20 protein-coding genes and 1 pseudogene are annotated in these 24996 nt (G+C 59.3%); 16 read left to right on the top strand and 5 right to left on the bottom strand.

The window, feature by feature from the left end:
• Positions 1-23: 23 nt before the first annotated feature.
• Positions 24-695, bottom strand: coding sequence for a GntR family transcriptional regulator (locus tag ACRECS_RS03995; protein ID WP_431581666.1), 672 nt, complete (start codon positions 693-695; stop codon positions 24-26).
• A gap of 108 nt (positions 696-803) precedes the next feature.
• Between ACRECS_RS03995 and ACRECS_RS03990 the strand changes: the two genes are divergently transcribed.
• The 8 genes from ACRECS_RS03990 (at position 804) to ACRECS_RS03955 (ending at position 12927) form a co-directional block, all read left to right on the top strand.
• On the top strand, positions 804-1472 hold the full coding sequence (locus tag ACRECS_RS03990; protein WP_431581665.1) for a nitroreductase family protein: 669 nt from the start codon (positions 804-806) through the stop codon (positions 1470-1472).
• Positions 1469-2272, top strand: a complete 804-nt coding sequence (locus tag ACRECS_RS03985; RefSeq protein WP_431581664.1) for a ferredoxin--NADP reductase — start codon at positions 1469-1471, stop codon at positions 2270-2272. The genes ACRECS_RS03990 and ACRECS_RS03985 overlap by 4 nt, the downstream gene beginning before the upstream one ends.
• Before the next feature lie 238 nt (positions 2273-2510).
• Positions 2511-5087, top strand: coding sequence for a LuxR C-terminal-related transcriptional regulator (locus tag ACRECS_RS03980; protein WP_431581663.1), 2577 nt, complete (start codon positions 2511-2513; stop codon positions 5085-5087).
• A gap of 140 nt (positions 5088-5227) precedes the next feature.
• Positions 5228-7564, top strand: a complete 2337-nt coding sequence (locus tag ACRECS_RS03975; protein ID WP_431581662.1) for a TonB-dependent receptor — start codon at positions 5228-5230, stop codon at positions 7562-7564.
• Positions 7565-7915: 351 nt separating this feature from the next.
• The gene (locus tag ACRECS_RS03970) at positions 7916-9169 is read left to right on the top strand and encodes a sarcosine oxidase subunit beta family protein (protein WP_431581661.1); all 1254 of its coding nucleotides are present in this window, start codon (positions 7916-7918) and stop codon (positions 9167-9169) included.
• An 11-nt stretch (positions 9170-9180) separates the two neighbouring features.
• Positions 9181-9474, top strand: coding sequence for a sarcosine oxidase subunit delta (locus ACRECS_RS03965; protein ID WP_431581660.1), 294 nt, complete (start codon positions 9181-9183; stop codon positions 9472-9474).
• A complete protein-coding gene (locus ACRECS_RS03960; RefSeq protein ID WP_431581659.1) occupies positions 9471-12395 on the top strand; it encodes a sarcosine oxidase subunit alpha family protein in 2925 nt (974 codons plus the stop codon). The genes ACRECS_RS03965 and ACRECS_RS03960 overlap by 4 nt, the downstream gene beginning before the upstream one ends.
• Positions 12388-12927: a sarcosine oxidase subunit gamma gene (locus ACRECS_RS03955; protein WP_431581658.1), complete on the top strand. Its 540-nt coding sequence runs from the start codon at positions 12388-12390 to the stop codon at positions 12925-12927. Before ACRECS_RS03960 ends, ACRECS_RS03955 begins: the two co-directional genes overlap by 8 nt.
• 137 nt (positions 12928-13064) lie before the next feature.
• Here ACRECS_RS03955 and ACRECS_RS03950 read toward each other — a convergent pair whose 3' ends face one another.
• A complete protein-coding gene (locus tag ACRECS_RS03950) occupies positions 13065-13280 on the bottom strand; it encodes a hypothetical protein (protein WP_431581657.1) in 216 nt (71 codons plus the stop codon).
• A 7-nt stretch (positions 13281-13287) separates the two neighbouring features.
• Between ACRECS_RS03950 and ACRECS_RS03945 the strand changes: the two genes are divergently transcribed.
• Positions 13288-13488 (top strand): hypothetical protein, encoded by a 201-nt coding sequence (locus tag ACRECS_RS03945; RefSeq protein WP_431581656.1) that lies wholly within the window; start codon positions 13288-13290, stop codon positions 13486-13488.
• Between the two features lie 50 nt (positions 13489-13538).
• Here ACRECS_RS03945 and ACRECS_RS03940 read toward each other — a convergent pair whose 3' ends face one another.
• Positions 13539-14018, bottom strand: a complete 480-nt coding sequence (locus tag ACRECS_RS03940; RefSeq protein ID WP_431581655.1) for a GNAT family N-acetyltransferase — start codon at positions 14016-14018, stop codon at positions 13539-13541.
• A 296-nt stretch (positions 14019-14314) separates the two neighbouring features.
• The gene (locus ACRECS_RS03935; protein WP_431581654.1) at positions 14315-14836 is read right to left on the bottom strand and encodes an MFS transporter; all 522 of its coding nucleotides are present in this window, start codon (positions 14834-14836) and stop codon (positions 14315-14317) included.
• Between the two features lie 487 nt (positions 14837-15323).
• Here ACRECS_RS03935 and ACRECS_RS03930 point away from each other — a divergent pair, with 487 nt between their 5' ends.
• The 7 genes from ACRECS_RS03930 (at position 15324) to ACRECS_RS03900 (ending at position 24555) form a co-directional block, all read left to right on the top strand.
• Entirely contained in the window at positions 15324-17354 is a 2031-nt protein-coding gene (locus tag ACRECS_RS03930; RefSeq protein ID WP_431581653.1) for a hydantoinase/oxoprolinase family protein, read from the top strand.
• 7 nt (positions 17355-17361) lie between these two features.
• A complete protein-coding gene (locus ACRECS_RS03925; protein WP_431581652.1) occupies positions 17362-19086 on the top strand; it encodes a hydantoinase B/oxoprolinase family protein in 1725 nt (574 codons plus the stop codon).
• Between the two features lie 42 nt (positions 19087-19128).
• Entirely contained in the window at positions 19129-20178 is a 1050-nt protein-coding gene (locus ACRECS_RS03920) for a Rieske 2Fe-2S domain-containing protein (RefSeq protein WP_431581651.1), read from the top strand.
• Complete coding sequence (locus ACRECS_RS03915) at positions 20175-21425, top strand: amidohydrolase family protein (RefSeq protein ID WP_431581650.1); 1251 nt, start codon at positions 20175-20177, stop codon at positions 21423-21425. The genes ACRECS_RS03920 and ACRECS_RS03915 overlap by 4 nt, the downstream gene beginning before the upstream one ends.
• Before the next feature lie 34 nt (positions 21426-21459).
• On the top strand, positions 21460-22431 hold the full coding sequence (locus ACRECS_RS03910; protein WP_431581649.1) for an ornithine cyclodeaminase family protein: 972 nt from the start codon (positions 21460-21462) through the stop codon (positions 22429-22431).
• 36 nt (positions 22432-22467) lie between these two features.
• The gene (locus ACRECS_RS03905; protein ID WP_431581648.1) at positions 22468-23463 is read left to right on the top strand and encodes a zinc-dependent alcohol dehydrogenase family protein; all 996 of its coding nucleotides are present in this window, start codon (positions 22468-22470) and stop codon (positions 23461-23463) included.
• Positions 23464-23550: 87 nt separating this feature from the next.
• Positions 23551-24555, top strand: a complete 1005-nt coding sequence (locus tag ACRECS_RS03900) for a dipeptidase (RefSeq protein ID WP_431581647.1) — start codon at positions 23551-23553, stop codon at positions 24553-24555.
• 108 nt (positions 24556-24663) lie between these two features.
• On the opposite strand, the pseudogene ACRECS_RS03895 reads toward ACRECS_RS03900, so the two are convergent.
• Positions 24664-24798: pseudogene (locus ACRECS_RS03895) on the bottom strand (phage integrase central domain-containing protein); the annotation flags it as partial.
• Positions 24799-24996 lie beyond the last annotated feature (198 nt).

Genomic DNA, 24996 nt, shown 5'->3' with positions numbered 1-24996 from the left:
ATTGCGATTTCCCAAACAGCCTCTCAACCCTGACCGAACATTGTTGCCGGAAGCTTTAGCAGTTCGCCGAGGGAATGACGGACGTGCTTGGCTGACTCGCGCGCGGCAAGATTACCGTCGCCCGCGAAGAGAGCATCGGCAATGCGCTGGTGATCCTCGTTCGTCGAGAAAACCTGGGGCCGTTCGATAAGCAGCCGAAACTGGAGGTGATAAACAGACAAATCAAGCCGCTCGAGCATGTCCTCCGCAATTTCGTTCCCGGAAATATGCCGGATGAGACTGTGAAAATCATGATTTGCTTCGGTGAACGCCTTGAGATCTTTCGTCGCCGTCGCCTCGTTAAGCCGCGCCATGACGGCTACTAACGCGTCGGGGCGAACCTTGATTTTGGGCGCCGCCAGTTGAGCAGCCAGCGCTTCGAGAGCTTCGCGGACCTCATACATGTCCTGAAGGCGCGCCTGAGAAAGCTGCCGGACCAGAAAACCGCGATGGCGTTCCTGGGTGACAAGGCCATTAACTTCGAGACGCTGAAGAGCCTCGCGAATCGTTGTCCGCGCGACCCCAAGGCGCGATGCTAGTTCGCCTTCGACGAGCCGCTGGCCCGGGGAAAGATGGCCTTCTCGAATGCCGGCGACAAGCGCCGCGACAACCGTTTCCACCGGTGATTCAGATTTGCTCATCGCTTTGTTCGCCATTCGGACGCTGTAACCGACCCGCAGACTCTTAGAAAGTTTTAAGTTAATATTGACAGGCGATTTACACAGGTAATATAGACAGGCCTTCTCGACATCAGGAGAGATATGATGGCTTACGAACCTATGCCGCTGCCCGATCGGATGGATTTCAGCGACGAAGAGATGATCGCGCGGTCGAAAGAGTTTTATGCGGAGATCAAGCGCCGCCACACCGTCCGCGACTTCACCGACAGACCTGTACCGCGAGAGGTTATCGAGGCGTGCTTGCTTGCGGCAGGGACGGCGCCGAGCGGTGCAAACCACCAGCCGTGGCACTTTGCAGTTATCAGTGGCCAGGAACTGAAGTCTAAAATCCGGGAAGCGGCAGAGGACGAAGAGCGCGACTTTTATTCAGGCCGTGCCGGAGCGGAATGGCTGTCCGCTCTCGAGCCGGTCGGTACCGACGCAAACAAGCCATTCCTCGAAATTGCCCCTTGGCTGATCGTTATCTTCGGCGAGCGCAAAGGTATGGAGAACGGTAAGCCTCGCAAGAACTACTATGTGCCAGAGTCCGTTGGAATCGCGTCCGGCTTCCTGATCGCGGCCCTTCACCACGCTGGCCTCGCCACGCTAACCCACACACCAAACCCGATGAGCTTTCTGAACAAGATTCTCGGCAGGCCAGAACATGAAAAGGCCTACATTCTGCTGGTGGTTGGACATCCCGCTGACAATGCAACGGTTCCCAAACACGCCAAGCAGAAAAAGGCGCTCGACCAGATTTCAAGTTTCCAATGACGACGGAGAACGCGGTCGTTACCAAATCCCCGGCGTTTTTCGATGAGGAGATCATCGCAGTCCACCATTGGACCGATGAGCTCTTCAGCTTTCAAACAACTCGAGATCCCGGATTTCGTTTCCAAAGCGGCCAGTTTGTCATGCTCGGCCTAACCATTGAAGGCCGTCCGCTGTTGCGGGCATATTCGATTGCCAGTCCCTCGTGGAGCGAGACGCTAGAGTTCTACAGTATCAAAGTGCCGAACGGCCCCTTCACATCTCGCCTTCGCCAAATTGGTCGTGGCGATCGAATCTTAATCGGTCGCAAGCCAACGGGCACACTGGTGATGGGTGGACTTCGCCCGGGTCGCACTCTGTATCTGCTGTCGACTGGGACAGGACTCGCGCCTTTTCTCAGTATCGCGCGCGATCCGCAGACATACGAGATGTTCGACAAGGTCGTCATCACTCACACGTGCCGAGAAATCGCCGATTTGAGCTATCAAGGACTCCTGTTAGACGAGCTCCCTGCCCATGATTTTTTTGCGGACCTCGTCAGGGACCGCTTAATTTATTACCCAAGCGTCACCCGTGAGCCTTTTCACACAATGGGAAGGATTACTGACCTGATCCGTTCCGGCAAGTTTTTCAGTGATATCGGACAGCCCAGATTTGACAGTGGTCGCGATCGCGTCATGATTTGCGGGAGCACAGCGATGCTCAACGAAACCAAGCAGCTTCTACTAGAATGTGGGATGGCTGAAGGTTCAGGTAGCCATCCTGGCGACTTCGTCGTCGAGCGAGCTTTCGCCGGCTCCTAATGGACGTTTAAGCGACGGACGCTTATGGCTAGTAGCGTGATGGAGGTGGTCGTCCTTTGTCGTAAATGCGGTTATGGAGCGTTCTACGATCAGACCACAAACCACCAAGTCTATTAGCGAGACGCCGCCTCGCCTCAGCGAAGGTGCTTCCGCGCGTCTCGCTCCGCATCGGGTGGGAATGGGGCTAGTCGAACGCAGTTCGGTACTGCGGTCGCTGAATCTAGCACGTGGCGGTCGTTTGACCGAATTGATTGGACCCGCCGGCGCAGGCAAGACGATAGCGCTCGCGCAGTGGCGCGAAGCTCTCTTGACCAGCGGCGTAAAGGTCGCCTGGTATACTGCGGCAGAACGCGAACGCGAGCCGGCACTTTTCATTCGCATGCTGGCGAGCGCCATTCACAATGCCGGCGTCGATATGACGCAGACGGGGTTGCTCCATACTGAGGATGCAGAACCCGAGAGGGCGCTCGATGCCCTCCTTCTCGCGCTGGAATTCGCCGATGAGGACATCGTCATCGTCATAGATGCGTTCGACCGGATCGAAACGCCTGACACCAATGGTCTGCTTCAAGTTCTCGTTGAGACAGCGCCCGAGCGCGTTCACGTGGCGTTGAGCGCACGTAGAAAACCCGAACTGGCTGTCTCTCACTTGCGGGTCCAAGGTGCCGTGCAAGTGATCGATTCGTCCGAATTACGGTTCAATGGGGATGAGATCAGTCGCCTGATGGACATGCCGGCCGACAGCCAGGATCTCGCGATGATAATCGAGCGAACCGAAGGTTGGCCGGTGGCGGTCGAGCTTTTCCGAATTTGGCGCCAACGGTCGGGCGGCACCGAAGATCTTTCGCGGCACTTTGGCGGGAGGTTCGGTGACTTGGCCGACTTTCTTGCCGAACAGGTGTTTTCTACTCTGACGACCGAACAGCAAAGCCTTCTTGCCGATCTGTCGATCTTTGATGAGGTCGAACCCGGATTGGTGGATACTGTGCGCCAACGCACAGACAGTGCGCTTTTGCTGGACGGCCTTGCTAGCGCACTTCCCGGCCTTATCGGATGCCGAACGGATGGCTCGCCACGCGGCGGGGATGGATATCGCATTCATCCACTGCTCGTTGAATACGCCCGCGCGCAATCGAAGCTGCCAAACACTCACGTTTGCGAACTTCACCGGAGAGCAACAGACTGGTTTGAAAGGCAGGGCCGTTATCCCGAAGCGATTGCGCACGCCCAGTCTGTGGGCGACCAAAGGGTACTCACGCGACTACTCTCAGAGCTTCGCCCTTGGCATGTTTTTTCAGACGGTGGCGCCAGCGAACTGCGGGCGATCCTGCGTGGCCTACCGCTCGATCAGATTGCCGCACATCCCCGGCTTCGCGTGATGGCGGCGCTGGCCTATTTCAAATCCGGCCTGTTCCGCGAAGCCTGGACAATGCTCGAGGCCGTACGCAGCGAAACACGCGGTTTTATCCACGACCCCCATGGCCATGATACCGACCTTCAGATTGAAGGCTACGCAATAGAACTGCTTTGCCGCGTCTATCTTGAGGGGACGGAGATAGACGACGCATTCCTGACAACTGCGATCAAGGCCGCGGCGCCCAATGATCCGCTTATTTGGGTCTCATGTGAAACAGCGATGAGCGTGATCCTAGAGATGCGCGGAGATCTAGCTGGAGCGCGCGAAGCATTGGCGCGTAGCGAAGCGATTTGCCGCAGCATGGATATGACCCGGTTCACCGGCTTCTGGCTGCAGTATCACCATGTCTTCCTCGCCCTCGCCCACGGCGCTTATCGTAAGTCGGCGGACCTTGCGGCGTCCATGTCACGGCTCCCGTTGGAGAGAATGGTGAGCGACGTGCCCATCTTGGCCATGGCGAAGATCGCGACCGCGGCCAGCATATACGAACGGCGATTTGTCGAAGACGCGGCTGAAGACATGCGCGAGGGATTGGCATTATTCGGCGAGGCGGAGGCTTGGTTCGAGCCTTATGCCATCGCCCATCCCATATTGGCCGAGATCGCTTACCGCCGCGGCGGACTTGCGGAGATGGACCATTTTGTGAAGCACGCCATGGTTAGGGCAGAGATTGTTGGAGTGCGTCACACGGACCAACTGCTGATCGCCGTCCGTGCCGCATGGCTGATCCGTGCCGATGAACTGGAAACCGCGTCGAAGCTGATCGCTCATGTCCGGGCGATTGGCGAAAAAGACGCCGCGCTGCCTTGGCGACTCACCGATGCGGTCGCTACGGCCCTTGCGCTTTGGGCTTTGGCAAACGGCGAACCACGCGAAGCGGCGAAGGAGGCGGCGGCTATGATCGTGGCCGGCGAACGTGGTCAACGCTTGCGCACTCGGGTTAAGGGACATCTGCTGAACGCCCTCGCTCTGGATGCGTTGGGCGATACGGCGGCGGCGCGACGCGAAATGGAAACAGCTTTGAACCTTGCCGCGGAGGAACACGCCACGGCAGTGGTTGCAGAGGAAGGCCACAGGGTTGAAGCCCTGGTTCAAATAGTTTCTGCCACTGGCGAAGCTTCCGCGGGCGCCCGACGCCATGCAGCGGCGGTCCTGCGTGCTTTGACGCTTGGGCGGCATCAGATCAACGCATTGAGCGAGCGCGAGTTGCAAATCGTGACTTGCATGCGCGATGGCGCGTCAAATAAGCTGATCGCGCGCCGCCTAGGTCTGACGGAGAATACGATCAAATATCATATGAAGCGGATTTTCGCTAAACTTGGCGTCACCAACCGCAGTGCTGCATCGGCTGCTAGCCTCTCCACGGCGCTACCAGCCGAAGACGAAACGTCTACCTAGAGGTTGCCCACCCGATTGCGCTATTGCCCCACCCTTCACCGAGGTTGAACCAAGCGGCTCCCTGATGCCTTCTACATCCTAAAGTTCGGGAAACAAGAATGACCGACGGGAGGGGATGAGGCTTGTCTAAGAGAAGTATGATGAAGGGGCTGCTAACGGGATCTGCCGCTGCGGGTTTGATCGGATTGCTCACGGGGCCCGCGATTGCTCAGAGTGCACCCGAGGCTCAGCGTGAATCCGCGCAGGACAGCCAATCCCAATCCGCTCAGGACAGCCAAAATGCATCAGGGAGTCGGGGAGAAGGCGATATCGTCGTGACCGCGCGCCGTTTCAGCGAGCGGCTCCAGGATGTTCCCGATTCCGTTACCGCCTTTACGACTGAGAGAATCGAAAAGGCGGGCATTCAGAGCTTTGGCGATTTTGCCAGTTTGACGCCCAACTTGAATTTCTCGGATTTTTCTTCTTTTAGCGCTGGCGCGAGCACTATTTCCTTGAGAGGCATCGGCAATGGGCAGCAAGGCTGGACCTCGGTCAGTTTTCTGGTCGACGGCGTGCCGATCGATTCCCTTGACTCCCTGTCCGACGGAACCCTTACAGATATCGCGCAGATCGAGGTTCTACGCGGTCCACAAAGCGCGATTTACGGCTTCAACGCCATCGCGGGAGCGATCAATATAACGACGAAGCGCCCGACCAACGATTTCGAGGGGATGTTGCGGGCTCAATATGCGACCGGCGACGACCGGAACGTTCTGGGCGTCGCGTCTGGACCGATTGTGCGGGACAAGGTTTTGTTCCGTATCGAAGGTTATAAGCGCAAGCGGGATGGCTTGCTCACGGATCCGTCAAGCGGCAGACAATATGATCCCATCGACCAAACATTGTTTAAGGGAAAACTGCTTCTCCAGCCGACCGATAATTTGAGTTTTGAGTTAACCGGCACGTATAACCACGTGATCAGTGGCGCCGGTTTCCAGGAAAAGTTTCCATCGCCTGTCTTGATTGAAGACTTCTCCTCGGCCCTCAACTCACGGCGCCGTTTTTTGGGCAAGCAGGATCATGAAGTCTATAGCTTCTCAGCGCGCGGCCAATATGATGCTGGCTTCGCTGACCTGATTTCCATAAGTGCTTACACTCGCACCAAGCAAACCATTCAGAACAGCATTTGCTATGACAATCCAGACAATCCGGTCGTTCCCGCGACATTTGTACTTGGGCCACTTGGGACCCCGGTCCCTGCACCGCCCGGCGTTCCAAGTTGTGTCGTTCCGCTTGCTGTGTTCGGATCCGCGGCGCCAGCCTTTGCGCCGGTTGATCTGATCTTCGACGGCGCAGACAATTATCGGACGTTTTTTCAGGATCTACGTCTGCAATCGCGGGATTCAGGTAAGTTGCGCTGGGTGATTGGCGGCAATTACCTCGAGCGCACCGCGGTCAACGGGTTCGACACGCTTTTGGTTCTTGCGCCTGCGAGCGGCGCCGCCGGCTGCGCCGATGGGTTCGGCCTCGACTCATCGAAATGCGGTCCCCTGATCAATGTCTTCCCCTCATGGCACGAGCGCAAGGATCGCTGGTGGGGCATTTATGGGCAGGTCGCCTACGACATTTCTCCGAAGTTGGAACTGACCGTGGCGGGCCGCTATGATCGCCAAAGATACCGCGACACCCAATATACGGATCGTAACAGAACGATCATCATTCAGGTCGTCGACGCCCAAGGTATTCTTCGGAATTCTCAAGAGGAAACAGCTGATCGTTTTCAGCCAAAAGTCCAGTTATCATATAAGTGGTCACCTGATTTGATGACATACTTTACATTTTCCGAAGGATTCAGAGCTGGCTTCTTTAATACTGGTGCATTTTCGGCACCAGAGCATACCGAGAATTACGAAGCTGGCATTAAGAGCTCGTTCAACATCGGGGGTGTTCGCGCCGTCATCAATGCGAATGTTTTTCACATTGACTATTCCAATCAGCAGTTTTCAACCGTTATTGCCGCACCGCCGTTCAGGACTGCTACCACCATTCCGAAAACAGCGATCAACGGTGGCGAACTGGAGGCGACATTCTATCCGACGCGATCGTTCTCGATTGCTACCGCCGTCGGCTATCTGGATGCCAAGGTGGCTAATGGCGGCGGGAGAGCACCTTACACGCCGCGGTGGACCGCGAGCGTGTCGGCCGATTGGTCGCACCGAATCACCCACAATTTATCATTCCTGGCTCACGCCGATTACCGTTATAGGAGCCTGACCTACCTGTTCACCGGTAATTCAGATCCAAACCCATCTCGGCAGTTCGTCAATTTGCGTGCGGGCATCTCAGGAGGGATGTGGACATTGACCGGTTTCGTCAAGAATCTGACCAACGAACGCGACCGCGTGTTTCGAACACTTTCTTTTCCGAATGGCGGATTCGGCCGTGCCGCAGATGATAGCCCCCGGACCGGAGGTGTTGAGCTAAAGTTGGACTTTTAGAAGCTCGCAAAGCGACGCGAGAAGATATTAGCGACCTAACCGCGGCGACAATTGATGAGGAATTGGCATCGGCCCGTAGCTCGGCAATTGACCAACGTCGCGCGATTTCCGCTTTGATAAGCGACGGTCGTTATCGGAGCGATGTCGCCGGACCGATGCTCCACATCGGGCCGTCGCCGGAGGTGTGTATTTCCATGTGATTTGAAGCGTGCTGCGTCATCGCGGCGAAGCGGATGGTTGCCGTCATGATCAGTGGGCCGAATATGCCGGGCGCCCGAGCTTGAGGCGATAAATGGTGCCTCAGCCGAGCGAGCGTCGTTTTGTGTATTACCCCATGTTGGAGCGTCCAGAATGACTGAATATTCCGCTCTGCGGCTGTTTGCTGAATCGCTGCGGGGCCAGATCGGTTGGAAACCTCTGTGGCGCTCACCGCAGCCGAAAAAGAAGTATGATGTAGTCATTATCGGCGGTGGAGGGCACGGGTTGGCGACCGCCTTTTATCTCGCAAAGAAGCATGGCGTGAACAACGTGGCAGTCTTGGAGCGGGGCTGGCTGGGCGGCGGCAATACTGGGCGCAACACCACCGTCATCCGGTCCAACTATTATTTTCCGGAGAGCGCACGTCTGTATGATTTCTCCCTCAAGCAATATGAGGGCCTGTCACGAGAGCTGAACTACAACATCATGTTCAGCCAGCGCGGCGTGGTCGCGGTGGCGCACAGCCGTCATGAGATGGAAGGCGCGGCGCGCTGGGTCGGCGCCATGCAGCTGAACGGTGTCGACACGGAGATCATTTCGGCCGAGGAGGTTAAGCGCCGGATCCCAATCCTCAACACCGCGCCAACGGCTCGCTTGCCGATTTGGGGCGGCTTCGTACAGGACCGCGCAGGTACGGCGCGGCACGATGCTGTTGCTTGGGGTTATGCGCGGGCCGCCGACAGGCTGGGCGTTGACATCATACAGAATTGTGAGGTGACCGGGTTTCTGAAGAACGCGACCGGTAGCGTGATTGGCGTTGAAACAAGCCGAGGGACCATCTTCGCCGATAAGGTGGGACTAGCGGTAGCAGGCCATTCGAGCGTGATGGCAAACCTCGCGGGCTTCAAGCTGCCTGTAATCAGTTATGCCCTGCAGGCTTTCGTTTCTGAACCGTTAAAGCCGGTACTCGACACTGTCATGTTGTCGCTGGGTACTGGTCTCTATATCAGTCAGTCTGACAAGGGCGGGCTGGTATTCGGCGGCGCGCTCGATCACTATTCATCTTACGCTCAACGGGGAAATTCACCGACGATCCGCAGCGTAATCGCGGCGGTGGCGGACCAGATGCCGTCGCTCGGTCGCGTGCGCCTAGCACGTCACTGGGCGGGCATCGTTGATGTCGTCCACGATTCGAGCCCGATTCTCGGCGAAACGCCTGTGCCCGGACTCTATATTAATTGCGGCTGGGGGACGGGCGGCTTCAAAGCTATTCCGGCAGGCGGCTTCCTCCTGGCGCATCATCTTGCGACCGGTCGGGCGCACGACTTGGCCGCACCCTTCGTGCTGAAGCGCTTTGCAACCGGCGCCCTGATCGACGAGGCTGCGGCCTCGGGCATCGCGCACTGACAGGCAAGAGAATGCTGTTGATTGCTTGCCCCTGGTGCGGCCCGCGCGACGAAGTCGAGTTTCGTTGCGGCGGACAAAGCCACATCACGCGACCCGAGCCCTATAACCAAGTCTCCGACGAGGCTTGGGGCGACTATCTGTTCACGCGCGCCAATCCCAGAGGAATCCACTTTGAACGCTGGGTCCATGTCTCGGGCTGCGGACAGTGGTTCAATCTGGCTCGCGACACTCTCACCCATGAGATCAAGGCAGTCTTTAGAATGGGTGAAGCCGCACCTTCGGCGGGTGCAGGAGACGGCCGATGAGCGCGCGACGCCTCGACCTTGGCGGTTTGATCGATCGCACTCAACCGCTCGACTTCGTTTACGAGGGCCGGACGCTGAACGGCTTTTCCGGGGACACCCTGGCGTCGGCGCTCCTGGCCAACGGTGTCTCCATTGTCGGACGCTCGTTCAAATACCACCGTCCGCGGGGCCTGCTGGCCGCAGGCGTGGAAGAGCCAAATGCGTTGATGCAGCTCGGTCAGGGTGCATACACCGAACCGAACCCCCGCGCGACTGAAGTCGAACTCTATCGCGGTCTGACAGCGAAACCGGTCAATTGCTGGCCGAGCGCTCGCTTCGACTTTGGCGCACTCAATAACCTGTTCGGCCGTTTTCTCCCCGCAGGGTTTTACTACAAGACGCTCATCTGGCCCAACTGGCATTTGTTCGAGCCAATCATCCGCAGAGCCGCTGGCCTGGGTCGACCGTCGATTCAGGCGGATCCCGATCGCTATGAGAGCCGCTTTGCTCACTGCGACTTGCTAATCGTGGGCAGCGGTCCGGCGGGCTTGGCGGCCGCCCTTGCCGCAAGCCGAACGGGCCAACGAGTCATGCTTATCGAGCAGGATACGCGCATTGGCGGCACGTTACTTTGGCAAGCCGCAGTAATCGACGGCTTGCCCGGCCTTGAGTGGGTGGAGCGGACGGAGGCTGAACTCTCCAGCGCACCTGATATGACAATCCTGACGCGGACGACGGCCGCCGGCTATTTCGACCATAACAGTCTGACTCTGGTCGAACGGGTCGGCGATGTCATCGGGCCAGAGGCGCCTTCCAACATGCCGCGCCAACGCCTGTGGACGGTGCGCGCCAAGCGGGTCGTGCTCGCCACGGGAGCGCTGGAGCGCCCGTTAGTTTTCCCAGGCAATGACCGGCCCGGCGTCATGCTCGCCTCTGCGGTCCGTCAATATCTGGCGCGCTGGGCGGTGCTGGCCGGCGAGCAAGCCGTTATCTTCACCAATAACGACGACGCTTATAGCACCGCGCACGCGTTGCTCGAAGCAGGCGGTCGTATCGCGGCATTTGTCGATAGCCGTGCTGTGCCGCCCGCGGAACTCCTCGAAGCGTTGCGGGAGAAGGGCGTCGAGGTGACCGCCGGGGGCGCGGTTGTCGGGACCAGGGGCGGCCCCGCGCTAAGCGCGGTTCGCGTGCGCGAAGCAGGCGGGCGCGTTCGCGCCGTCCGTGCCGACCTTCTGGCCATGTCGGGGGGGTGGAACCCGGTCGTGCATTTGTTCTCGCAGTCGGGTGGAAAGCTTGCCTGGGAAGAAGACGTCGCCGCGTTCGTGCCCGGGGTTTCGGTTCAGGCGGAAACGAGCGTCGGCGCTGCCGCAGGCGTTTTCGCGTTCGATGCGATATTGGCCGCGGGTGCTGGCGCCGGTGCGCCGGACGGCATCCCTCCAAAAGCCGGGCCGGGGGATCCTGCCTGGACGATCGAGCCGTTATGGCACGTCGACGCGCCTGGAAAAGCGTTCGTCGATTTCCAGAATGACGTGACAACGGCGGATATTGAACTGTCCGCGCGCGAGGCGTTCATTTCGGTCGAGCATTTGAAGCGCTACACCACGCTCGGCATGGCGCCGGACCAGGGCAAGACCTCCAACGTCAATGCGCTGGCTTTGATGGCCGAATTGACCGGTCGCTCGATCCCGCAAACCGGCACCACCCGCTTCCGTTTTCCCTATACGCCCGTCAGCATGGGAGCGCTCGCTGGGCGTGCGCGGGGCGAACTGTTCCGGCCGTTCCGGCGTCTGCCCACTCATGAACGACAGGAGACGGCGGGGGCAGTCTTCGAAGACTATGGCGGCTGGCTCCGGCCCGCTTATTATCCGCGCGAGGGCGAGACGCCGCACGACGCCGAACAGCGCGAAGCGCTGGCCGTACGCCGCGCGGTCGGCCTATTTGAGGGCTCGCCACTCGGCAAGATCGAGGTTGTCGGACCGGACGCGGCGGAATTCCTTAGCTGGATTTACGCCAATACTATGTCGACTTTGAAGGTGGGGCGCGCGCGATATGGCCTGATGCTGGACGAGTTGGGCGTCATCATCGACGACGGAATCACCGCCCGCTTGGCGGACGACCGGTTCCTGGTTGGGACGACTGGTGCCGGTGCAGATCGTATCGCCGCATGGCTGGAAGAGTGGCTGCAATGCGAGTGGCCCAATTTCGCCGTGCTGGTGGCGCCGGTCTCAACCGCTTGGGCGGTGCTGACGTTGAGTGGACCCAGAGCACGTGAGGTCCTGGCGGCCGCGGGGACCAATTTTGCTCTCGATCACGCCGACTTCCCCCACATGACTTTTCGGGAAGGCGAAGTAGCCGGAATTCCAGCCCGCGTACAGCGGGTCAGCTTTACCGGCGAGGTCTCATTCGAGATCAATGTACCAAGCGATCAGGCGGGGGCGCTCTGGGACGTCCTCACTACAGCTGGAATGCCATTTGGTCTCACGCCGGTCGGCATAGATGCTTGGACTTTGTTGCGCACCGAGAAAGGCTATTTGCACATCGGCGCCGATACCGACGGCACCACGGCGCCAGGCGATGTGGGCTGGGGCCATGTACTCAAGCGCAGCCATGACTTTGTCGGTCGCCGTTCGCTCACCCGCCCCGAGAACCTTCGCCAAGACAGACTCGAGTTCGTCGGGCTTGACGCGATTGGTTCGGACGCCGCTTATCCCATAGGCAGCCATCTTCGCAGCGCAGGTGTTCTGGAAGGGAGCGAGGGCTATATTACGTCCGCAGGCTTTAGTCCGAGCCTTGCACGGGGCGTCGCCCTTGGCATGGTGCGCGGAGGTCGCAGCAGGCTGGGGGAGGAATTGACGCTCGTCTCGGGCGAGGCGCGCGGCAGCCGCGTGCGTATCACGACACTCTGCGCTTATGATCCTACGGGGGAACGTCTCAATGGCTGAGGACAACCCTCATTGGCGGTTGAATGTGCCCGCGCTGTCGATCTCGGAGTTCCCGGTAGATATCTGCGTGTTACGAGTCCGTAGATCGGATAGTGCCGTTACCAAGGCGCTGGGCAAGGCGTTCGCGCTGAATTGGCCTTCGGCACCGAATACGATGAGTAGTGACACGCTCCGCGTCGCGTGGCTTGCGCCGGGCGAGTGGGCCGTTTTCAGTTCTGCCGAAAAGATCAGTGAACGCATTGCGCGCGCCTGCAAGGGGCGGTTACACCATCTTGCCGATGTTTCGGCCGGCCGACGGCGGTGGCGGCTCGAAGGCCCCCGGTGCCGCGAGCTTATCGCCAAGGGGTGTAGCCTCGATACTGATCCCCGTGTCTTCGGCGCGGGCACCTGCGCACGAACACTGCTGGCGCACATCCCCATCCTCTTTATCCCCGAACACGGCGATCAAGTGTTTGATATTGTGGCCGACGTGACGCTAGCCGGTCATTTGCGGTCTTGGTTCGCCGATGCAGCGTCGGAGTATCACGCATGACCGCCCGAAAGCCGGCGTGCCCCTGACGCCAGTTCAATCGGCACCCCATGCGCTTCTGGTTTAATGCCCAGATACGCGGGGCGTGGTTGCGGCCGTTTCCGGTCATTTGGCCGATCATGATTGTTGTAAGATAGGTATCACGGCCGCAACGAACCGCCCCACGGCATCCTCGCGAGGTCCGGCAATATCCCGACGCAGCCGAGCGCGAGGGCGCGACCCAATCCGACTCCGACAAGCACGCCGATGCCGAGGGCCAGCCCGCGTAACTCGTTCGGATTGTAGATTGCGACGGCGGCCGGATGATGACGATATTTGCCGGCCCGAATGTCTCTGACAAAACGACAGGCGGTCATCGAGCTGATGCTGGCACATGTGCCGAAGGAGAAGGTCGAAGACGCCTACAACCGCGCTGCCTTCATACCTCGGCTGCGCGAGCTCGCCGCCATCTGGTCCGATATGTTGAGCGAAGGTTTGCCGGGACCGCGCATTCTCATCGAGCGGCCGACCAAACCGGTCGGCTGGCATTCTCGGTGGCGGTTACCGACACCTGTTGGTGCATAATTTGCTTCCCGCGAACTTAGCGCGCGGCGTAACGCCGCGGCGGCACTCGATTACAGGTCGAGCGCGTAGAACCGCGTGTCGACTGGCGCGAGCGGGAAGTCGGCGGGCAATAGCGCTTTGGCGATGGCAGTAAATCCGTTGCGCTCGTAGAAACGGTGCGCGGCGACGAATGCCTCGGTCGTGCCGAGCAGGATCCGACGCAATCCGGTGTTGCGCGCTTGCCTCAACAGCGTGTCGAGCAGCGCTTGGCCAAGGAAATATGGCGACCCGCGATAGTCCGGCGCTACGAACATCTTGCGCAGTGCGCACTGATCATCGCCGAATTCCTTGAGCGCGATCGTCCCGACAACGCGCCCACCGTCACGCGCCACCCAGAAGCCACCGCGGCCCTGTAGGTAGAAGCCCGGGATGTCGCGCAGATCGGGCTGATCGTCCTCGGTGATCGAAATACTGAACTCGGCCGACTGAATCGGTACGATCAGGGCGATGATCGCACCCTCGTCGCCGGGGGCGAAGGGTGCGATCGTCAAACCGTCGATATTAGACCAGCTCGCCGACAATCGTCTTGACCTCCTTGAAGGCAGCCGATCCGTATTTCGCGTCCAAGTCAGGCAGGATCGGTGCGTCGAACAGGTTGGCCAGCGCGGCCAAACTTACTATGGTATCTCCTAGTCAATCAAATTGGCGATATCCAGACCTTATAGGTAGTGTCTCAGTTTGAATTTCCGCTGTGGAGACTCTGCTGCCTGGCTGCTCTCAGACCGCTTGACCTCCAAACGAGTATTTAGGAGCCGCCCTGCACTTGGGCGATGCCGCATTTTGAGGCTTAACCGCAGCAAGCAATGATCGCGCCGTAGAGCGTGAGGTTCACCGCCACGCCGTAAACAGTCGCGGCGCTGAAGTTGTGGTCGGAAAATACCTCGAGCGGCAGCATTGGCGCGCTGCGCGCTTCCACCCATACGAACGCGACTGCTGCGACGAGGCCCACAGCACCAATGCCGAACGTGATTGGATTGGGTCCGAGTGGTCTTGCCTCAATCACCGCACCGGTGATGCCGGCGAGTGCGAGGACCGCGAGCAACTGGCCTGTCAGGTCGAGCCCGCGTTTGTGAGTCTCTTGCCGCTCGGTCTCCGGCACGCGCAGCGCCAAAATTGCACAGATAAAGCAAACTGGTAAATTGACGAGGAAGATGCTGCGCCAGCTTGTCACGCCCAGAAGCAGGCCGCCGACGATCGGGCCAAGCGCCAAGGCGATGCTGCCCACCGCCGTCCACCAGGCGATCGCGGTTGCCTGGGACTTCGAGTCGCCTGACGCATGGTTGATGAGAGCCAACGAGCAAGGCAGCATGCCGCCGCCCCTCCGGGCTAGCGGCTGACCGCCAGTGTCGGCTTTTGGGCGATCGGTTCAAGCCTATGAACGGCTTAGTTCGATCGGAAGCAGAAATTCAAACTGAGACACTGCCCAAAATTCAAACGAGACAACACCGAAGAGTGTGGGAAGCAAGGCATCGACCCGATGCCAAGCACCGGGCTTGAGCCACGAAAACGGTCGTGGAGGCAAGCCTCGTCAGCCCTACGCGGGCAACGTTTCCTGGTGCACGAACAATTCCTACCCGGAATGAGCCCATGCCCACCCGATTGCGCGATTGCACAAGCCGGAGGCAACAGCGCAGACTTGCCTCAGTAATATAGTTCAACTGGCGTTCGCACTCGTTGCATCAAAGCGCTAACTCGGGCAGTTTTTTAATGGCAAGCGAGCACAACTCGTCGCTATTGCATAGTGGATTAGCTGACCGCTCGTCAATTCGCGCCGCCATTGCTTTGGGAAATTGTTGATGAGTACAAGAATTGGTGTAGATATCGGCGGTACATTCACAGATCTTGTCTATTATGATGAGACTGATGGCTCGGTTGTCGTGGCGAAGGTTCCTACCACTCCGGCTCACCCCGAAAGGGGATGCATTAATGCCGTCGAAGTTGGTGTTCCGCATGCCGTGCTTAAAGATGCCCGCTATTTCCTGCATGGAACGACGGTCGGGCTGAACGCACTGCTGGAGCGGCGCGGCCCGACGATCGGCATGCTCACGACGGCAGGTTTCCGGGATGTCCTTGAAATCCGCAATGCGTCGCGGGGTGAACCTTACAACATGTACTGGCGACCGAAGGCGCCGCTGGTTAGCCGCGACTTGCGCCTCGGCGTGCGCGAACGCTGCACCTTCGACGGGCAGATCCAGCTACCCTTAGTAGAGCAGGATGTACTTGACGCGTACGATACCTTCCGAGAGGCGAACGTGAACAGCATCGCTATCATGTTTCTTCACAGCTATGCGAACCCCGAACATGAGTTGCAGGCCGAACAGATTCTGCGCGGGGCCGGGTTCAACGGCCATATTTCGGTCTCGCATAAGGTCTCGGGTGAGTATCGCGACTATGAGCGTGGAAGCACCACGGTGGTTGATGCTTTCGTCCGGGCCCGGATGTCGGGCTATCTCGATCATATCGATAGGACACTGAAGCAGAGCGGTTTTGCTGGAACTTGCCTAATGATGCGTTCTGGTAGCGGCTCAATGACTTTCGCGGACGCGCAGGAGCGCCCGTTCGAGACAATCAATTCGGGTCCGGTGGGCGGCGCGGAAGGCGCTTCGCAGTTGTCGCAGCGCCTCGGCATCCCGAACCTCATTACTGCGGATGTCGGCGGAACCAGCTTCGATGCGTGTCTGATCATCGGTGGTCGCCCGCGTCTTCTCCACGCAGGTGAGGTGGATGGCATGCCGCTCCAGACACCTTGGGTCGATGTCCGGTCGATCGGGTCGGGCGGCGGATCGATCGCCGATGTCGATGTCGGAGGCCTCATGACAGTTGGCCCCAGGAGCGCTGGCGCTGAGCCTGGGCCGGCATGTTATGGTCGTGGCGGTACGCTCGCCACCACGACAGATGCGGCCTTCTATTTGGGCATGCTCGGTGGAGGCGAGCTCGCGTCGGGCCTGTCTCTTGACCGGGAAGCGTCCGAGCGCGCTCTGACCCCGCTTGCTGAGCGACTCGATTGTACGATTGAGCAAGCCGCCAAGGGCGTGATCGCCATTGCAAGCAATCACATGGCGAGCTTGATACGTGATCTGACGATCGAGCAGGGCATCGATCCACGCGAGTTTAAATTGCTGCCTTTTGGTGGCGCCGGGCCGATGATGGCGACGCAGATCGCGCGCGAATTGGGCATTACCAAGATTCTTGTCCCACCGCATGCGGGAAACTTTTCGGCTTGGGGATTGCTCGGAGCCGATCTGCTGCGCAGTCGGGCTCGCACACATGTTACGCCCCTGTCGGCCAAAGCAATCGACGAAGCCAATACAGTGCTTGCCGAACTGTTGCGTATCCTCATGGACGATGAGAACAGCGATAAAGAGGCCCTTGAAGAGACGCTGACAGTGACGCTGGACCTTCGGTTCATGGGGCAGGAGCACACGCTTTCGGTGTCGCCCGAGCATCAAGACGGACGGATTACGCAAAATCTCGAGCAGATTGAGGCGCTCTTCCATGCGGAATATGTGCGCCACTATGGAGCGACGCTGGACGCGAAGATCCAACTGGTCACGATACGAGCATCTCGTCGCCGAGCTCTACCTGTGCGCAGCGAGAAATATGAATACCAAGGCTTGGGTTCTCCGAAGGAAGGTGAATATTTCTCCTTCGTTGAAGATCGGCGGATGACTTTCAGCACCGTGCAACGAGGCGCTCTGGACGTAGGCAAGCGATATTCTGGCCCCGCCATCGTCTACGAGCCAACTACGACGACCTACGTCGACAGCGATTTTACCTACGGCGTCGATGAAAGTGGCTGCCTCTCCCTGCAGTCGAAAGGGCAATAGGATGAACATGCACGGGCTCGTTGAGCAGCACGTCTATACGCCACACAATAACAAATCGACCGGCCGTGCGGACCGTGCCGATCCGATCACCACCCAGATTGTCCGCAATGCGCTTAATTCAGCCGCGAATCAAATGAAGCGTGTGCTGATCCGCACTTCCTTTTCGCCAACGATATACGAAAATCTGGATTTTGCCGTCGCCATCTATGATCGCCAGATACGCATGCTTGCCCAAGGGCCCACGCTACCTGCCTTCATGGGCACCATGAGCTTCTGCGTTGAAGGGGCGGTTGAGGCGGTAGGCGGCGAAACCGCGCTCGAACCCGGTGATATGATCATTTACAATCTACCGTTCGGGACCGGTTCGCATGCCCAAGACTTGGCAATAGTCATGCCGGTCTTTCGAGACGGCGAACTCGTTGGCTACACGGCCAGCAAGGGCCATCTGACCGACATCGGCGCCAAAAATCCCTATTGTACCGATACGATTGACCTATTTCAGGAAGGAGTGATCTTTCCGGGCGTCAAGCTCTATAGGCGCGGCCAGCTGGTCGAGGAGATTTTCAGGATAATCCTCGCCAATAGCCGGGCGCCAAGCGCCGTCAAAGGTGACATTCTGGCCGAGGTGGCTTGCTGTCGGGCGGGTGCCGACGAACTGTTGCGCGTGATCGATCGCTTCGGGATGCAGACGTTCAACGACTGTACCGAGCGTATGTACGAGCACGGCGAGGCTGTTGTCCGAGATTTCATCAAGCGCATCCCCGACGGCCGCCATAAGGGGACGGGCCATCTCGACAATAACGGTATCGACGACGAGGAGATTCATTTCGACGTCGAATTGGTGGTCGAGGGCGACGAGATTACCTTCGATCTGTCAGGTGTTCCCGATGCTCTCCGGGGACCACTCAACAATCCTTTTCCCTCGACGGTGTCGTGTTGTCGAATCGTGCTGGCAATGCTCGCGGGCAACGAGGCGCCGAATGAGGGCCATTTCCGTCCCCTGAAGGTCATCACACGACCGGGCTCGATGTTCCATCCGATCCCTCCACAGCCCACTTTCATGTATGGGTGGGGCCTCATGCAGCTGATGGAAGCCCTGTTCCAGGCGTTTGCCGCGGCTATGCCGGGGCAGGTGCCGTCGGGAAGTGCCGCCGATCTGTGCGGCGTCATGTTCTGGAGGTTCGATGACGCGACCCGTGAAATTCAGGTCGCGGCCGCTCCGCAGCCGATCGGCCTCGGGGCGTTTCCGAACGCGGACGGTCCGACAATGCTCGTGCTTTCACTAGCTCAGTCGACATTGCCATCGGCGGAACTTCAGGAGACTAAGTCGAATTTCGTTCAGTTCGACAAATGGGAATTTGCTAGCGACTCGGGTGGCCCGGGTAAATATCGCGGCGGCCTGGGCTGGAATCTCCATTACCGATTGTTGAACGACGCCAGCATGTTAACCGTTATCGAACGCACTAAAGTGCCCTCTTGGGGTCAGGAAGGCGGCCTTCCGGGCAAGGCGAACCAGGTAGTGCTGCATTATCCGGATGGTCGGGTGACCCCGACCACTAAGGTTACCGGACTCGATCTTCCCAAGGGAATGCGGGTCGAGGTGCTGTGCGGCGGCGGCGGAGGCTACGGCAAACCTTCAGAGCGTGATCCTGAGGCTGTGCTCCTGGATCTTAAATACGGCCTAGTCACCGAGGAAAAGGCCCGCGAACATTATCCCCACGCGTTTGCATGAAGGATTCTGAAGCAGTCGGACTCCAGATATGAGGAAGAAGGCATGAACTACGTGCGCAATGCCTGGTATGTCGCGGCCTGGTCGCATGATCTGAAGCCGGGCGAACCGCTGTCAATTCATATTTTGGACGAGCCCATCGTGCTTTGGCGCAACGATGCGGGCATTCTCAGCGCTCTGCAGGATCGCTGTGTTCACCGACTGGCGCCGCTTTCGCTCGGCCGCTGTGAGGGGGACAAGCTGCGGTGCATGTATCACGGGATGCTCTACAACCGAGAGGGAGTGGTCGTGGAGATTCCGGGGCAGGATATGATCTCGGATCGTGCCAAGGTCCGGGCTTATCCTATTGCCGAGCGTCACAGCTGGGTATGGATCTGGATGGGCGACCCCGCAGGAGCAGACGAAGCGCTCATTCCGCCAGCGATGGGACTGGATGATCCCCACCACATTCTGGGCCACGGTCAGCTCGACTATGCGGCGGAAGCCCGGCTGATCAACGACAATCTGCTGGATTTTAGCCATTTGAGCTATGTTCACGCGGGCAGCTTTGGGTCGAGCGAGACTTGGGCGAGGACGAGGCCGACGATCAAGCCGCTGGAGCGAGGTGTTCGCATCGGGCAGTGGATCGAAGGCGAACTCGCACCCGGGGAACCCGAAGGCGGAAAGCGCACCGACAACTATAACTGTTACGACTATTTGATCCCAGGCGTCCTCCTCATGGCGTTTGGCTCTTTTCCTGCGGGCACTGCCGCGCGTCTCGGAGGAAAGGTGCCCGATCTTGCTGATGCGGAAGGCATACGAACCTTCAGTTGTCAGGCTGTAACTCCGATGACGGCCAAGACATCCCGCTACTTCTTCTCCATGGGCCCCCACCGCGACTACGGCGACGAGGCGGTACGCGACATGATCCTAGGGGTAACCCTCCAAGCTTTTGAAGAAGATCGCGCTATGATCGAGGCGCAGCAGCGCGTCATCGACGTTTCGCCAGACATTCCGTTCATGCCCAACTCTTCCGACCGTGCCACGACCCTGTTCACAGGCCTTGAAAAGAAGCTGTCGCGTGAAGAGGGCGGCCAATTGCGGAAAGCATCATGACCATGACCAAGGTGCTATTTCGCGACGCGCGCGTTTTTGATGGTTGGTCGGAAGAAACGCGCGATGGCTGCGACGTCCTCGTGGCCGATGGCATTGTGCGCGAAATTTCCGATACGCCCCTGAGCGTAAGTGGCGAAACCGAGATTGTCCCGTGCGGCGGCCGGATTTTGATGCCCGGCCTCATCGACGCCCACGTCCACGTTTATGCCTCCAGCATCAACATGCCGCGCGTCGTGCGGTTGCCTAGGACGTATCTCGCGCACTACGCGTCTCAATTTATGCGGGCGAGCCTCGATCGCGGGTTTACCACGCTCCGCGATGTGGGCGGAGCCGATGTCGGCCTCGCGTCGGCGCTGCGCGATGGCCTCCTGCAAGGGCCACGACTCTTCTATGGTGGCCGGGTGCTGAGCCAGACGGGCGGCCATGGCGATATGCGTCCGGGCGATTCTGAACTCGCCGATGACGACGCCTGCCTTTGCGCCTGTCATACCGATGCGACGGGTATCGTCGCCGACGGTGTCGACGCGGTGCGCCGGGCGGTTCGCGAAGAATTGCGGCGTGGGGCTTCGCACATCAAGATCATGGGTTCGGGCGGCGTCGCCTCGCCCACCGATCCGCTGGAGCGCTGCCAATATTCGGATGAAGAAATCAGGGTCGCGGTCGACGAGACCTCCCGCGCGGGCAAATATGTCGCCTCTCATTGCCATCCTGCGGAGGCGATACGCCGCTCGGTCGAACTTGGTGTGCGCTCGATTGAGCATGCAACGCTCATCGACGACGCAACGGCGGCCTTCGTGGCTGAGCGCGGCGCTTATGCGGTGCCGACCATGGCGATCGCGTTTGCGTTGAAGGAAGAAGGCAAGGCAATGGGTTTCCCGGCGGCGAGTATGGCGAAGCTCCATATGGTCGCCGATCATGCCTTGGCAGGCCTCGACATCATGAAGCGCGCAGGGGTCAAAATGGCGTTCGGCACTGATCTTTTGGGCACCTTGCACACGCGCCAGAGCAGCGAATTCGAGCTGCGCTCGCGTGTCCTGCCTAGCATCGATATCCTACGCAGCGCCTGTGCCATCAGCGCGGAGTTGCTGGGTGAGGAAGGCCGCCTCGGTTGCGTGCGCGAAGGTGCGATGGCCGATCTGCTGGTGGTCGATGGCGATCCGCTGAAGGACGTCACTGTGCTCGCCGGCAATGGCGAAAATCTGGCGGTCATCATGAATGCCGGGCGTTTTCACAAGCGGACCTTGTGAGGACCGCGCTGGAACATCCAAGGAGCCGGCGGCGATGAGCGCCGCACCTGTTTTCGCCGATGCAGGCAACGTGCGCGTTCACTTGGAATACGGACGCTGCATAGCGGCGGTGCGCGAGGCGATGATCGCTCTCTCGTCCGGACAGGCTGTACATATTCCACGCAGTGTTATTCCGCTCGACAATAAGGTGTTCGCGCTGATGCCCGGTTCGCTGGGATTGCTGGGAGCGTTCGGCGTCAAGGCGATTAGCGTCGTCGACGATCCTGACCACGCGGGCCGCCAAGCTCATCTCGGCGCTGTCCTGCTTTTCGATCCTGTCGACGGACGGCTAACCTGCGTTGCTGACGCCGAGGAGATTACGACGATCCGAACGGCAGCAGCGAGCGCGCTGGCGACCGATCTCCTTGCGCGCCCGGACGCGCAGACGCTGGGTATTTTCGGCAGCGGCCGTCAAGCGCGCGCGCACGTTCGTGCCATCGCCTGCGTGAGAAAGCTTGAGAAGGTCTGGATTTGGGGCCGTACTCTCGAGCGCGCGACGCAAGCCGCCGAAGAACTGGCGCGGGAAACCGGCTTGGCCGTTGAGGCGACGAAGGATGCCCCGCAAGCGGCGCGTGCCGACATCCTGTGTACCGTCACCACATCGCCGACACCTGTCGTTTTTGGCGAGTGGGTGTTGCCCGGTGCGCACGTTAACCTGGTCGGCTCGCATCGGCGGGGATATTTTGAAGTGGATCGTGCGCTGGTGCTGAGGTCGCTCTATTTCGCCGATAGCCGCGCCTCAGTGATGATCGAGGCCGGCGAGTTCCTCGAGGCCCTCGAAGCTGGGGCACTCGACGAGCGCTTCCTTCGCGCGGAGATTGGCCAGATTGCGTCGGGAACAGCAGCGGGGCGCACAGATGCGAACGAGATCACGATCTACAAGTCTCATGGGCATGCCGTCCAAGACCTGGCGGCAACTAAAATCGTTTATGAAAGCATGGTCGAGCAGATGAACAAAGCGCCCTGATAGAGAGCTTCCAACTAAGCCCGGGAAAGAATAGACATGCCCACAGTTATACAATTCGATCGCACCGGTGGCCCCGAGAATTTGCTGTTTCGCGATGTCCCGCTGCCGATGCCCGGACCCGGCGAAGTCCGCTACACCGTAGAGGCATTTTCGCTCAATCGCGGCGACCTTTTCTGGCTTGCGGACACCTATTATAACTCGCCCGCCCTGCCGGCGCGGATTGGGCATGAAGCCTGCGGCGTGGTCGACGCGATTGGAGCAGGCGTCACCCACTTCAAGGTAGGCGACCGCGTTGTTTCCTTGGTGCAGGAAGACGGTCGCTATTGCGTGGCGGGCGAATTTGCGGTGACGCCCGAACGCTATCTCGTTGCTTGGCCGGATGGCCTCTCTCCGGAGGAAGCCTGCTCTGTCTGGTGCAATGCCTTGACTCCCTATTATGTGCTTATCGAACTTGCCAATATCCAGCCGGGTCAATCCGTCCTCGTCACGGGCGCATCTAGCACCACCGGCATCGCTACCATCCAGATGGCGAAACTGTTGGGGGTACAGGTGCTGACGACCAGCCGCACGAACGAGAAACGAGATTTTCTGCTTGGACTCGGTGCGGACTGCGTGATCGCTACCGACAGCCAGAATGTGGGCGAACGCATGCGTACCGAGACAGCGGGGCGCGGTGTGGACGTGATCCTCGACACTGTCGCCGGATCGCTGATGCCCCGTTATTTCGAAGGGTTGGCGCACGACGCCAAAATCTTCATCGTGGGTGCCCTCGAGGGCAACTACGAACTCACGGGCCCGTTTCTGCCGCTGATTCAGGCGGCCGCGACGATCATGGGGTTTTCGCTCTACAACAATAATCGCATCGCTGAACAGTTCGCCAGGGCAAAAGCCTTCATAGGCAACGCGATCACTGAAAAGCACCTAAGACCGGTTATCGACCGCGTGGTGCCGTTTAAGGATGCCATAACGAAGGGTTATTGTGATCTCGCGAAGGGTGACCAGTGCGGTAGGATTGTCGTGCGTGTCCCATAGTTTTCAAGGGTAGAGGAAATTGAGAGTTCCGAGCCGAACTGCCTCGGGGAATTCTGACAGAGGTGGCGTACATGGAGATTAGGAACGATGTCTCGAAAGCGGCACGAAAAGAGAGCCCGGCGGCTAATCGGCGGGTCGTTGCTCTGGGACAACCATGCCTGCATGCCTTTGCGACCGGGTGATATGAGCTTCCTGCCGCAGCTTGATCGCTACCGGGACGCCGGCGTCGATGTCGTGAGCCTCAACGTCGGCTTCGGGCCACAGTCGCTCGACGAGCATCTTCGAACGCTTGCGAGTTTTCGACGGTGGTTTTCCATGCGCGAAGATCAATATCTATTGGTGAAAAGTGTTGCTGACATTGATCGGGCAAGACAGCTTGGCAAGATCGCGGTCGTCTTCGACATCGAAGGTATGGGGCCGCTTGACGATGGCGATCACGGCTTGGTCCAATTGTTTTACGATCTCGGCGTGCGGTGGATGCTCATTGCTTACAACAAGAATTCGGCTGCGGGCGGTGGTTGTTACGACGATGATACTGGCCTGTCCCTGCACGGACGCAGCATACTTGCGGAGATGAGGCGGGTCGGCATGGTTGTCTGTTGCTCGCACACAGGGCATCGCACCGCAATGGAGGTCATGGCGGCAGCAGACAATCCGGTCATTTTCTCTCATTCTAACGCGAGCGCGATTCACGCGCATCCCCGAAACATTCCGGACGAGCTTATCAAGAGCTGCGCAGCAACGGGCGGTATAGTCGGTGTTAACGGTATCGGCCCCTTTCTGGGGGACAGTGACGACGGTCCCGGCATGCTTGTCCGTCATATAGACCATATAGTGCAGCTCGTCGGTCCCGATCATGTCGGCATTGCGCTCGACTACGTCTTCGATCAGCAGGAACTCGCCGAGTATGCTATTTCCATGCAAGCTATTTATCCCGACGACAAGACCTTCCAGCTGCCGCCGCGATTGGTGCCGCCTGAAGCGCTCTCGGCGATCGTAACCGAACTGCTCGCGCGCGGATACGAAGATGTCGATGTGAAAAGGATTATGGGTGGCAATTGGCGGCGCGTCGCCGAGCACGTCTGGAAGTGAGCTCTGGTCTCGGCTACGCTCCAATCGGCGGGTTTTTGTGTAGTGGCCTGCCAGTACGGCACCGTTGCGCTGCAAGATGCGCCAGGCGGTGTCGGCAATGTCGAGCCAGATGGGCGACAGCACCTCCAGGAGGCACGCGCTATCCACCTCGTCCACCGGCTTACTCCCGATCAATTGGAAGACATGGTTTTCAAGGCTAGATATGCAGCTTGCGCAACGCGGGTTCTTCCATCCCTCCTTCATCGCCTCGTAACAGGCTCGGGCGGCCGTCTCGAAGCTCGGCAGCACTTTGCGCTATTTGCGCCGTTCGGCGACCGGATCAACGCCCTCACGCACCTGACAGCGCAACGCCGCCGCATCCCGCGCCTCCACCAATGACACATCGAGGGTCCGAACCCAAGCCGTTCGCGCCGCCTGCCGTGGCGCTGCATCCGCAGCGCC

Origin of the sequence: Sphingomonas sp., from assembly GCF_050725575.1 — a bacterium.
Classification (GTDB): domain Bacteria; phylum Pseudomonadota; class Alphaproteobacteria; order Sphingomonadales; family Sphingomonadaceae; genus Sphingomonas.
Note: the sequence above shows the minus strand (reverse complement) of the source record. Positions and strands in the feature narration are given on the sequence as shown.